The sequence below is a fragment of the uncultured Succiniclasticum sp. genome, from assembly GCF_902793885.1.
In the GTDB taxonomy this organism is placed as follows: domain Bacteria; phylum Bacillota; class Negativicutes; order Acidaminococcales; family Acidaminococcaceae; genus Succiniclasticum.
This window is the reverse complement of the sequence record NZ_CADBFF010000004.1, coordinates 110,418-123,456: the sequence shown is the minus strand read 5'-3', so window position 1 is coordinate 123,456 and position 13,039 is coordinate 110,418. Positions and strand designations below refer to the sequence as shown.

At 50.7% G+C, this 13,039-nt stretch carries 6 protein-coding genes; 4 read left to right on the top strand and 2 right to left on the bottom strand.

Going from position 1 to position 13,039, the window contains the following annotated elements; all coding sequences use genetic code 11:
* Nucleotides 1-88: 88 nt before the first annotated feature.
* Both QZV31_RS03470 and QZV31_RS03465 read right to left on the bottom strand, forming a co-directional pair.
* Complete coding sequence (locus QZV31_RS03470) at nucleotides 89-541, bottom strand: hypothetical protein (protein ID WP_295358129.1); 453 nt, start codon at nucleotides 539-541, stop codon at nucleotides 89-91.
* 249 nt (nucleotides 542-790) lie between these two features.
* Nucleotides 791-3,088, bottom strand: coding sequence for an EAL domain-containing protein (locus QZV31_RS03465; RefSeq protein WP_295358126.1), 2,298 nt, complete (start codon nucleotides 3,086-3,088; stop codon nucleotides 791-793).
* Between the two features lie 267 nt (nucleotides 3,089-3,355).
* On the opposite strand from QZV31_RS03465, the gene QZV31_RS03460 reads away from it, so the two are divergent.
* The 4 genes from QZV31_RS03460 (at nucleotide 3,356) to QZV31_RS03445 (ending at nucleotide 13,008) form a co-directional block, all read left to right on the top strand.
* A complete protein-coding gene (locus tag QZV31_RS03460) occupies nucleotides 3,356-3,838 on the top strand; it encodes a helix-turn-helix domain-containing protein (protein ID WP_295358123.1) in 483 nt (160 codons plus the stop codon).
* Entirely contained in the window at nucleotides 3,835-4,716 is an 882-nt protein-coding gene (locus QZV31_RS03455; protein ID WP_295358120.1) for a hypothetical protein, read from the top strand. Before QZV31_RS03460 ends, QZV31_RS03455 begins: the two co-directional genes overlap by 4 nt.
* 457 nt (nucleotides 4,717-5,173) lie before the next feature.
* The gene (locus QZV31_RS03450; protein WP_295358118.1) at nucleotides 5,174-6,526 is read left to right on the top strand and encodes an AAA family ATPase; all 1,353 of its coding nucleotides are present in this window, start codon (nucleotides 5,174-5,176) and stop codon (nucleotides 6,524-6,526) included.
* A gap of 170 nt (nucleotides 6,527-6,696) precedes the next feature.
* Nucleotides 6,697-13,008 (top strand): ESPR-type extended signal peptide-containing protein, encoded by a 6,312-nt coding sequence (locus tag QZV31_RS03445; RefSeq protein WP_295358115.1) that lies wholly within the window; start codon nucleotides 6,697-6,699, stop codon nucleotides 13,006-13,008.
* Nucleotides 13,009-13,039 lie beyond the last annotated feature (31 nt).

The following is a 13,039-nucleotide window of genomic DNA, read 5'->3' as shown; positions in this document are numbered from 1 at the left end:
AACGTGTCCGCACCCGCTTCACAGAACCGGGCAAAACGAAGACACATCTACCCTTTCAGGGCCTTAACTCAGGCGAAGTTACCTTTTATTATTTTGCCGGAGCCTGCTGTTTCGCCGGTTCAATGGGGGTAACCTGGAAACCGGTCACCATCGGCTTGCCGCCTTCTTCCGCAAAAGATACGAAAATCCGGGCAAACTTTTCCTTGTTTACCGTGCCGAAATACACCAGTTCGTCAACGCCGTTGTAGCCCTTCTGCAGATCATACTGCTTGTTCAGCACTACGAAATTCACGTTTTTGATGGCGCCAACCTGTTTGCGGATTTCTTCCTTCACTTTGGCAAAAGCATCTGCATTCAGTTTTTCCTTTAATCCCTTGCTGAAGTTTTTGCTTACCTGTTCATAGCCCGTGCTGCCGGTCAGTGCATCCACCAGCGCATCCGCCGTTCTTTCCTCCGTAGCAAACCGACCGGACGCACCGGCCGCAAAGCAGCTTGCGCTGACTGCCATGGAAAGTGCCAAAGCCATTAATGTTTTTTTCATTTATAATGCTCCTTCCCGCCGTCTTCGCTTCCGGACCTGTGCACACAGACGCAGACCTTGCATCAACGGCATTGCTTAACATTTTACATTACCATTATAGTCGCAATCTCAGATTTATTCAACAGCATGTCACAAACAAATCACAATCCTTTGGGATTTTTCTTACAACAACCGAAAAAACCGGCGGATCCCACAGCGCCGTCTTGTCTTCTCCGGGTACTTGTCCCTTTGTTTTTCTGACTTCGTATCCTATTTGCCAAGCCCCAGCTTGTTCTTGATACTCTTGGCGCCATACTCCACGTTGCTCCGGTCCGCAATCAACTTTTCAAACTCTTCCACCGGCATGGGACGGTAGAAATAATAGCCCTGGGCGTAGTTGGCGTTCATATCAACCAGCATATCCTTCTGCCATTCCGTCTCCACGCCTTCGGAGACTACGGTCATGCCCAGATTCTTGGCCATGGTCACAATGGTGCGGACCAGATTCATGCCCCGTTCGTCGTGATCGTCGTTCCCCGCCAGGAACTGCATATCCGTCTTCAGCACGTCCACGTCCATGGTGTGCAGCATGCTCAGGGAAGAAGAACCGCTGCCGAAATCATCCATCAGCACATGGAACCCGTATTCCCGCATCCGCTTGATGGCATCCAGGATGGTGTTCATGTTGTCCGTCAGGGCGCTCTCCGTAATCTCAATACCGATCATGGACGGATTCAGCTCGTACTTCTTCACCAGATTGATGAAATGGTCCGCAATGTCCGCAAAATAGAAATCCACCCGGGACACGTTGACCGAAATGGGAACGGGCTCAATGCCCCGCTTCTTCACATCGCTGAGCCACTGCGCCACATTCTCCCACACGGCGCAGTCAATCTGGTAAATATAGCCTGTCTTCTCCAGAATCGGGATGAACTTCACCGGCGGGATCAGTTTGCCCTTGTGCATCCAGCGCACCAGCGCCTCACCGCCGATGATCTTGCTGTTGCTGACCAGCACCTGGGGCTGCACATAAAAGATAAACTCGTTGTTGCGCAGGCCGTCCTTTACATCCAGGATCACCATCTGGTCTTCCTTCTGGTGGTCGTGGGTCTCCTGGCTGTAGAAATGGTACCCCCGCAGGAACTCGCCCTTGATGTTGTGCAGCGCGCCCAGCGCCCTGTCGTACATGGACGTCACCGACTCCCGGCGGTCCGTGGAGAAGTAGATGCCCAGCACGGTGGCGAAACCTTCCGGACTGTCCAGCATGCCGTAGATGGCGTCCGCTTCCGTCACAAAATCCCGGTAGTCCTTCTTCTCCGACGGAATAAAGGCGCAAAAGGTATCGCCGCCCGTATATCCGCAGACGCCGTTGTACCGTTCCGCGATCTTGTCCACCTCCGCAGCCAGATTCTCCAGGTAGGTGTTGCCCGCCTGCCGTCCGAAAATATCGTTGTATAACTTAAAGTGATTGATATCAAACACAATGGTAGCAACCGATTCCTCGAAAAGTTCCCCAAGGAAGGCCTCAGCCTTCTGGAAGAACTCGTTGCCCCGCATCATATCGATCTTCGCAAAATCGTCGTGATTTTCATCCAGCTTGATGGGAACCGTCTCCGGATCCCGGTGAGCCGCCAGCATCCGCCGCTTGGGCAGCAGCACCTGATGCACGCTGTGCAGCAGCGCATCCACCGGCTTATCCACATTGGCCTTCCAAAGGGAAGCCACCGCTACCAACAGGTTGTGCTCCCGCAGCAGCACCTTGATCCGCAACAGCTCTTCCTCGTACAGGATCTCGCTCTCCTGCTCCGTCACCACCAGCAGTTCCGTCACCGCCGTACGGAACACATGATGTTCCCCGTACAGCTCCGCCAGCAGCTTCGCCGTGCGGAACACAGTCTGTTCAATCTCCAGATGGTGCTGCTTTCCTTCCCCGTTCCGCCAGCCGATCACATCGAAATAGATGATGCTCAGGCTGCTTTTTTCCTCAATCTGGTACAAATGTTCCTGCAACGCCAGCCGGTTTCCCACGCCGGTAAGAGAATCCTTGTAACCGATGCGCATGAGCCGCCGCACCAGATGCTCGCTGTACACCATGGAAGACAGCACATACCGCAGGCCCGGCATCAGCAGTTCCCGGTCGGAAAAGGCGTCGTCGCTGGGATTTTCCAGCACAAAGAACCCAAAGGCCTTGCCGTGGAACGCCAGCCCGGACACCACCGCCCGGTGGATGCCCTGCTCCGTAAAGACCCGGTACACATCCGGATCGTACTCCTTCAGGTCGTCCGTGTCCGTCACCGTGATGATCTCATGCTGCTGCAGCCGCCCGTACCAGGCATCGAATACCGTGTCCGACAGGCTCTGCCAGAAAATCCGGTCATGCCGGATGGACCGGTGGACCCATTCGTACGTCTTGACGCATTTCTTATCCTTGTCCTCTTCATTTACCTCAAAGACACAGATGCGGTCGCAGCTCAGCTCTTCGCCGATACAGCTCAGAAGCTCCGCGATATTGTCCTTCTTTTCTGAATGGTCGAGGGCGCGTTCAAACGCCCGGTTCAATGCTTTCATGTTTCACCGTTTCCTTTTATCAATACTCTGTCAAGCCGTTAAACCCTTAAGACTATCGCTGTCGCAAATTCTGCTTACTGCTATATTATACAACAGATTTCTGACTTTTACAAAATTTTTTGAATTTATATATACCCGCGCATTTCTTAATGTAAGATTTATTTGAAAAATCCCTTCATTTGTGATATTATAGTGAACGACATTATTAAATTTACTTTGACATAAATTGATTTATGTGCTATGCTCCTTCGTAGAGGAGGTGCTCACATGAACTCAAGAAAATACAACACCAATCCGGCCCTTTTATTAGAACAAGGTAAAGCAATAATGTCGTCAACAGATGAATCACGATACCTTTTCCGCGTTTTTGCGGTCAACATGGTTCTGTCTGGAACTCCCGCCTCGCAGGTTGGAGCTTCTGCCGGTTTCACAAAGGCGGCTGTTACCGGATGGGTCAAAACTGTTGATGAACATGGCTTTGACGCCCTCCGGCCACAACGGCGCACAGGAAGGCCGAGCAAGCTTTCAGAAGATCAACTGAAGGAAATAGATGCAGTGATTCAGGCAGACCCTAGGGATCATGACCTGAAAGTATGGGATGGACCATCTCTTTCTACCTACATCAAAACTCGATACGGCATTGATATAGGGGTCAGGCAATGCCAGCGCTTGTTTCACACCCTCGGATACTCGCATATACGTCCGCAACCTTACCCAAAGACCCAGGGCGCGTCACGGATACGAATGTGAATGACACAATTGCCGTGGGCACCCAGGCTCGCGTAATGGCAAAAAACGCGGTAGCCATGGGCGGAAACGTCTCTTATACCGGTCTTAATAATGATCCGTATGGCGTGACACGTTTTACAACGATTTATGGGGAAATCAACAACAGCGGTGTAACCATTCAGAACGGCCCCAGCATGACAGCAGCAGACGGCTTCAAATATGGCGTCTCCACTATCAATGATACCGGCCTGACCGTTGGCAACGCCACTGTGCAGGACAATAAGATTGCAATTGACGGTGGTCCCAGCATGACCAAAGAAGGCGTCAATGCAGGCGGACAGAAGATTACCAATGTGGCAAATGGCGATGTTTCTGCTAATTCTACGGATGCGGTCAACGGAGGGCAGCTGTACAGCGCAATAGATAATGTAAACCACGACATCAGCAACGTGGACAACCGGGCGCGGAAAGGTATCGCCGGCGCCGCCGCACTGGCAGCCCTGCATCCCATGGAATTCGATCCGGATGACAAGGTGGATCTCCCCGCTTTACCTGAAATCAAAGCCCCCACCCCCTTCCCCGATAATCTGGATAACAAGTGGGCCTACGACAAACTGGAAGAACTGGAACAGCAGGGTTATATCAAAGGTTTTGCCGACCGTACCCTCAGCCGGAATGAATTTGCGGCAGCCCTGGATACCGCTATGGCACGCGGCGCAAAACTGGATGAACGGATTGTGAAGGAGTTTGAACCTGAACTGAGCCATGTCCGGATAGCCCATGTGGAAGGCAAGGGCAACGAAGAAGGCCAATGGTATGAACGTCCCCGCTTCAGCCACGACAAAGTGGAAAAGAACGGAATCGCGAAGAAGCAGTACCGCATCCAGCCGAACAAATAATACACAGCAGAATACTGTAAACCGTATGTAGCCAGACCTGGCTGTTCTTAGAGAACGGCCCGGTTTTACTATATACAAGTATAATAGGTAGATACTGATTATATAATTTCCGGCAATGTTAATTTTGATGAATCTGTTTTGTATATATAAGGCAGTAAAGAGTCTGTATTTTAAAAGGATTTGTTATTCCGGGCGGTAATACCGAAATTACAAACTGACAACCGATCACCGATCCTCTTTACACATATGCTAAAATCAGCCGAAAATTTTCGTTTTTTGTGTTTACCAAGCAATAAAAACCTTTATTTTTGAAAAATCATACTTGTCAAAATTCTTGATTTATGTAATAATTGCCGGAGATTCTGATTTTATTCCTAATACGACATAGAGATTATATTTAATTAATTTTAATATATGTTGTATTTTTTAATGAGGATAGTTTTAAAAGGCAGTAAAAATGAAACGTAAAATGTATGACACGCTCCTGGCCTGGAAAGAAAGGAGCCGGGGGCAAAGCGCAGCGCTGATCCAGGGAGCGCCCCGGGTAGGCAAAAGCTTCGTCGCGGAAGAATTCGCGACGAAGGAATACGGCAGTTTCATCCGCATCGATTTCAGCACCGCCGGAAAAGCGGTCAGGGACATGTTCCTCTATGACCTGGACGACCTTGACACGTTCTTCCTGAAACTGGAAGTGCTATACCGGACAAAGCTGCAGACACGGAACACTGTCATCCTCCTGGAGCAGATACAGCGGTTCCCCCAGGTGCGCAACGCGATCAATACGCTGGTAGCGGACGGTCGTTACGACTATATCGAGACCGGCGCGTTGCTTTCGATTAAACAGAATCTGAAAGGAGTGACGGACGTTTCCCGGGAAGAACGGTTCAAAATGTTCCCCATGGATTATGAGGAATTCCTCTGGGCCACCGGCAACGATACGCTGATGGACCAACTGCGAAGCTGTTTTGAGGAACGGCGGCCCCTCAGCAGGTCGCTGCACCGCCAGGCCATGAACGCGTTCCGCCAGTATCTGATCGTGGGCGGCATGCCCCAGTCGGTCGCGGAATACGTCGATACGATGGACTTCCACCGGGTGGACAAGGTGAAGCGAAAAATCCTGGACTTTTACCGGGAAGGCATTGCGAAATACGCCAAACGGCACAGGCCGAAAGTGCAGGCCATCTTTGAAGAGGTTCCCTCCCAGCTGAAAAACCGGAACCAGCACTTCCGGTTCTCGGATCTGAAAAAGGGAGGGCGCTACAGCGAGTACCAGGAACCCCTGTTCTGGCTGGAAGAAGCGATGCTGCTGCACTGCTGCCACAACGCTACGGACCCGGGCCTGGGACTGGACCTGCCCCAGGAGCGGACCATGCTGAAATGTTACATGGCAGACACGGGCCTCCTCATCAGCCACGCCTATGACGAAAAGGCCCTCGAGGAGGAAGCGATCTACGAGAAGGTGCTGCTGGGCAACCTGGAAGAAAGCATGGGCCTGGTGCTGGAGAACATCGTGGCCCAGATGCTGGCGGCCAGCGGTCACAAGCTGTACTTCTACGCCAACGCGGACCGGGAACGCAAGGAAAACCGTATGGAGGTGGATTTCCTGGTGACGAAGCAGCGGAAGGACGGCCAGACCGGCGTGGCCCCCATCAAAGTGAAATCCGGGAAGAACTACAAACGCTCTTCCCTGCGGAAGTTTATGGCGAAATTCGGTGAGAAGCTGCACATCACATACGATCTGCACACCGGTAATGCAAAGGAGGAAGAAGGCATCACGTACCTGCCGCTGTACATGGCGAGTCTGATTTAAGGAACCGCTGATGAATTCATCTCACAAACGCATGGCATCAGCATTGTTCCAAGCGTAAGCGCTTACGGTCCAGGAAAGCACAGGAAGCGCGAACACAAAAAACGGATTGTTATTAAAATTTATATAAAATGATCTCAGAAAACAAAAGGAGAAAGTGAAAGGAGATTATCGTGAATAAAATCTACAAAGTAATCTGGAGCAAAGCAAAGAATTGCTACGTAGTTGTTTCGGAAATCGCAAAGCGGAATGGGAAATGCAGCTCATCTCTGAACAAGAAGATTATCGCTTCGTTTTTGGCGGCGGGGATGACGATGGCTGCGACAGTCAGTGTTGAAGCGAGCGCTGTAGGCGTTAGTACCAATAGCACACCTACGAAATTGACTATGAGCGGAAACGCATCTGGCACTAACTCTGTCGCTGTAGGCGACGACGCTAATGCAAAAGGGAATTACTCTGTCGCTGTGGGCAATGCCGCCACGACAATAAGAAAATTCACTGCAGCCGAGGCGCAAATAAAGGCTTACAATGCCTTGCAACGGACCATCAAAAGCAACAGCGCATTACGCAATGTAACCGCTGTGCAGAATGCGGCGTCTTACTCAGCGTTAGTCAACGCGTTGAATAGTGTAGGCAGCACCACGGCGAACAACTACATAAACCAATTAAATAATCTTGTTGCCACCCTCCAAACCAATACTGCAAACTATTACAATACCGCAGACTATGCAATCGCTATTGGTAACAATGCCTCTGCCATCAATGCTCATTCCATCGCAGTGGGGCGAAATAATGTTTCCTTCACTCAATTTGGTTTGTCTGACCCAATCACTTCCGGCGCTTGGGGCGCGCATGACATCGCCATTGGTACGGATGCGGCTGCCCACGGGGAAAGAAGAGACCCAACTAAAGATGACACTACTATTAGTGCCATTGCGGACGGAGGCGGTAAATTTGTAGAGGGAGGCAGCGGTTACGCTATCGCTGTGGGCTATCACGCCCAGGCCTTGCGGCAATATACCATCGCCGTAGGCGAACAGGCAATGGCCACCGGGAATAATGCCACCGCCATCGGACATGGAGCGAGAGCATTGACGCAAGGTTCAATCGCTATTGGTGGAGAAGGTAATGGCACGTCAGGAGTTCAGCAGGGTAACCTCAATAGTGCTTTGGATGCCTTGGATACAACTGAACAGGGCGGATATTCCATTACCATCGGCCGTGCAAATAATTTCACTATCGGTTACGACTCTATCAATAATAACTATTTCGCCAATACCAAAAACAGCATCGCCATTGGCAATCTTGCCCACACCCATGCAGCTAACGCCTTTGCCATCGGCGTCAGCACAGACGGAACAGCAGCTCGTTCTTTTGCCATAGGAACCACAAGCACCGATATCAATCAAGCTCACAGAGGCGCACGGGCCGCCGGCCAGGGCTCCATTACTTTTGGCGATACAGCAATAGTTATGGGGGACAAACTGCCTACGAAGGACAATTTGGCGGAAGATCGCGCAACTTATACTTCAACGAACGATGCCATCGCCATAGGAACGAATACACTATCACAGGCAAGAAACGCAGTTACGCTGGGCGGCGGCATGTCCTACACATATCACCAATATGGCAAAGACGCCGACGGTAATGAGGATCGCACCAAAATGACCAATATTACCCAATATTATGATGGTGCACAAAGCAAATGGGTAGACAGGGCCGAAGGCACCGGCGCTCACGTAGGTCTGGAAGCTGACGGCGCTGTAGCCATTGGCGGCGCAACCGGAACAGTAAAAGGGATTGATTCCGAGTATTTTCCTACAACTGCTCTTAGCGGCGAAATTGATGATTACACCGCCGCAGCAACGATTGGCGATAACGCAACTCGCGCTATTGCCATCGGCAGCGGTTCAAGCGCCAGCGTGGCAAACGGCGTTGCGTTAGGCGCATACTCCGTTGCAGCAAGGGCAAGTTCAAATGGCGGCGCAGGCGCTGGCTACGATGCAACAACCGGTAAGAATTATGCTGGTGAAGACGCGGGTAATCCTATCTGGACTTCTACGCTGGCAGCCGTTTCCATCGGCGGCAATTCGTCCAATGCAAAAATCGGCCAAGCAACAACTGCAACACGCCAACTCACAGGTTTAGCTGCTGGCACTGCCGATACCGACGCCGTTAACGTAGCGCAGTTGAAGAAAACTGTATGGAACATAGGGCTTGCAGCAGACGGGGGCAAGGTTAAAAATCCGACAGACGGTTATTCGTTAGATGTGAAAACGACTGTTGTGGGCAACGGGAAAAACAAGGTGCAGTTCGTTGCAGGTAAAGGCATAACACTAACCTCTGTGCCTTATACAACGGTCAGCACAAAAGATACCTATGGCATTGCCATCAGCACGCGTTTCGAAGCGTTAGAAACAACTCCAGACAATGTAGCTACAGCAATCTATTATGATGGTATAAGATACACCATTGCTTCCGGCGGATCATCCGCTCCATCAAAAGTCACTACAGACCACCGCGCATTGAACGTAGATACGATACATTTTCAAAAATTAGATGACCAAGGCAAGCCAGTTGTAGATGAACATGGAAATCCTGTAATGGAAGATTATCACAGCATCAACAGCCCGTATATACATATTAACGGATTACGGGCAGACCCATCAGATCCATACACGGGAGTGTATGTCGCGCCTGAATACCAGGCGAACGCTGCTGGTGAGAATGCGATTGCAATTGGCCGCGAAGCAGATGCATTGTATACGAACTCCATTGCAATCGGTCATTTAGCCGAAGCGGGACATAGCGACAAGCGCGCTGTTAATACGGTAGCCCTCGGTTACAGGGCGCATGCACTGGCCAACAATTCTGTATCGGTTGGCACGGCGGCATTTGCTACCGGCAACCGGAGTATCGCCATCGGCGTTTCCAATGTAGTAGATACCGAAACTCTAGACCATAATGACCAGAGAGCCTGGGCTGCCGGCCAGGGTTCCATGGTATTAGGTAACGAAGCTACAGCTGTTACCCAGGCGGTCCGGTTCAACCTTAATGGTACCGGGAACTCACCCATCGATTACAACACCAATGATGCCATTGCCCTTGGTACCCGGTCTGATGCCCGAGCTCTGAACGCAATTGCTTTGGGTGGCAACATGTCCTATACCAACAGTGATGGGAAAGTGGTTTATGGTGCGCCGGAAGGCAACGCCCGCGACTTCGGAGCAACCGTTGGCGAAGGCGCCAAATCTGCCATTGCAATTGGCGGTGCTTATGGCACTCAAAAAATCGAAGAGGGTACTGTCAAAGGTATTGAAAGCGTAACATATGCAGCAGCCACCTCCTATGGTGCAAAAGGTATTGCGATAGGCAGCGGCGCCTTAATCGCCAATAACGAAGATTATCTTGATTTACAGAATCTGATTGATAATGAAGTATATCAGGGCCGTAAAGATGCGTATTATAAGAAACGTCACGCATTTACTGTTGCTGAACGCGAATATAACATCTATGTTGCTGCAAAAGGCGCATCAACCGCAGACCCAGAATATAACAGGCTAAAGGGTACCATGGACGCAGCCAAAAATGCGTACGATAAAGCAGCAGACGCCTTTAGCGTTAAGATTCGGGAAAAAATTGCACTGGAAGAAAAGAATGCATCTTCCGTCGAAGATGCCGTCGCCATCGGTGCAGGATCTCGTACCGGAGTAGCCGGCGGTATCGCCTTGGGCAGCCAGGCTAAAGCCGGTTATCTGGACAGGTCGGGTACAGAAAGTGCCATGACTGGTTACGATATGCAGACCGGATTAGGTTATTATGGAAAAGACGCAGATGATCCTACCTGGAAAGCGACCCATGCCGCCTTATCGATCGGCACCTTATCTACAAGTAACTCATCCAGTCGCGACGCCAACGTAACCCGCCGTATTACCAATGTAGCTGCCGGCGTGTTTGACAGAGATGCGGTTAACGTAGCACAATTAAAACGCGCAACCACCTTCACTACAGATTATCGAAATGTAGCCATTGGAACTGACGCAAACAGTTACAGAAAAATTCAGAGCCCGTATGCTCATTTTGAAGGGGTAAGAGAAGTATCCGATGCTCTTTCCATCACGGAATATGGAAAGCAAGACTACATTAAAAAAGTATCTACCGAAAGAACAACGATTACTAACAAAATTGGCGAATATGATAAGGCAATTAAGGTATTAGAAAAGAGGCTTGATGGGGATCCCAGTGATACTACAAAGAAAGGTTTAAATGCTAAATTAAGCGAATTAGAAAAAGTTGAGGACAACAAGCAAAACAAAACATTAATAGCTGACTATAAACGGTTGATTACCGATATCAATTATGAAAAGAAGATTCTGGGTGATAAGATTAAGGACCTTACGAACGAGCTTAATCTACTTCCCAAAGATGACACGGCTGCCGGAACCGCTTATGATAATGCAGAAGCCCTTGTTAAAACGCAGGCCAAGGCCTATGGCAAAGGATCCATAGCCCTTGGCAAAGGCTCGGTTGTCGGTGAAAAGGGAGACCAAAGCATAGCCCTTGGCGTGAATAACACCGTAACCGGAAGCAACAACATCGCAGTTGGCACCGGGCACAAGATTTACGGTAAAAATTCCGGCGCGTTCGGCGATCCGACAGAAATTGATGCCTCCGTAGACGGAAGCTATGCCATCGGTAACAATAGTCACATTAAGACGTCCGACACATTTATCTTAGGAAACAATGTAACAACCACGTACCAAGATTCCGTATTCCTCGGAACTAAATCCGGATATACGGAAGCCGGAGACAGCACCGCCGGTGTAAACGGGTATGGAACCAAGGACGACCCCGTAGAAATCAACGGAAAACCCTATGAATTTGCAGGCGCAACGCCTGCCGGTGTGGTGAGTGTTGGCAGTACCGATAACGGTACCCGCCGCATCCAGAACGTAGCGGCCGGCCTGATTTCAAAAGATTCTACCGACGCGATCAACGGCAGTCAGTTGTATCAGGCAATGCAGGCTTTGAGTGTACAGGTGATTGGAGATACGACGCCTACCAAGAGCACAACGGTCACCAAGACAACGGAAGGCGGCGAAGGCGCAGGGACGACAGGTACCGGAGCAACGGGCACTGACACGCCCGCTACGGACCCCTCCCCCACTTCAATTACGCTTACTCCTGCCACTACGTATGAGGTGAAAGCCAGCACAACGACCATCTACAATACGAATGACCATTCTGAATCCGGCAATTTGACAATTAAAGAAACAAATCCCTCCGACGATCCCAAATCCTATCATTATGAGATTGACCTTGCCAAAGATATTGAAGTTGACAGCGTAACGGCAGGCGATACCGTTATGAATACCAAGGGTATGACGGTTGGGGACACTTCCATTACCAAAGATGAAGTAAAAGCCAACCGGTTTACGGCAGGAAACACCACGATGAACAACGACGGTGTTTCGATCGCCGGCGGTTCCAGCCCGGTCAACCTGACGAATCAAGGGCTGACAGTCGGCGGAACAACCGTGAACGACAACGGCGTAACCATTCAGAATGGTCCCAGTATGACAAAAGACGGCATCAACGCAGGCGATAAGAAGATTACGAACGTAGCGCCCGGTGAAAATGATACCGACGCCGTAAACGTTTCCCAGTTACGAGACTATGCAGCAGGAAACAATCAGGCGTTGAATAACCTTGGCGATCAGATCAGCAACGTAGACAACCGGGCGAAAAAAGGCATCGCCGGCGCTGCTGCATTAGCAGCCCTGCATCCCCTTGATTTTGATCCGGATGACAAACTGACCTTTGCGGCCGGCGTGGGGCATTACCGCGGTGAAAACGCAGCAGCACTGGGTCTGTTCTACCGTGCGGATGAAAAAGTCATGTTCAGTTTGGGTGGTACCGTAGGCAACGGCGAAAATATGGTGAACGCAGGCGTCAGCTTCTCGTTGGACCGCACACCCCGCGTCACCGGTTCCCGTACGGCCCTGACGAAGGAAGTCGTTGCGTTGCGTGAACATGTGGCCCGTCAGGACGCCCAGATTGCGGAACTCACGGCGCTGGTACGGCAGCTGGCCGGAAATGCCGGCGTGAATATGCCGGCAGCTTCTTCCCTGCCCACAGCGATGCCCGCCATGTTCCCGGACAACCTGGATAACAAGTGGGCCTATGACAAACTGGAAGAACTGGAACAGCAGGGTTACATTAAAGGATATGCCGGACATACCCTCACCCGCAGCCAGTTTGCTGCAGCCCTTGACATGGCGATGAAACGCGGCGCGAAGCTGGAAGAACGCCTTGTGAAGGCGTTCGAGCCGGAACTGAGTCATGTCCGTGTGGCCCATGTGGAAGGCAATGGCAATGAAGAAGGCAAATGGTACGAGCGTCCCCGTTTCAGCTATGACAAGTTGGAAAAGAAACACGAGATTAAAAAGAAGAACGCACGCATTGTGCCTGCAAAACAAAAGTAAAACACAGCAAATAGAAAACTCCTCTCTGCGA

Bases quoted from the DNA above. Each gene is read 5' to 3' on its own strand.
- QZV31_RS03470 (WP_295358129.1), bottom strand. From the start codon at position 541: ATGAAAAAAACATTAATGGCTTTGGCACTTTCCATGGCAGTCAGCGCA.
- QZV31_RS03465 (WP_295358126.1), bottom strand. From the start codon at position 3,088: ATGAAAGCATTGAACCGGGCGTTTGAACGCGCCCTCGACCATTCAGAA.
- QZV31_RS03460 (WP_295358123.1), top strand. From the start codon at position 3,356: ATGAACTCAAGAAAATACAACACCAATCCGGCCCTTTTATTAGAACAA.
- QZV31_RS03450 (WP_295358118.1), top strand. From the start codon at position 5,174: ATGAAACGTAAAATGTATGACACGCTCCTGGCCTGGAAAGAAAGGAGC.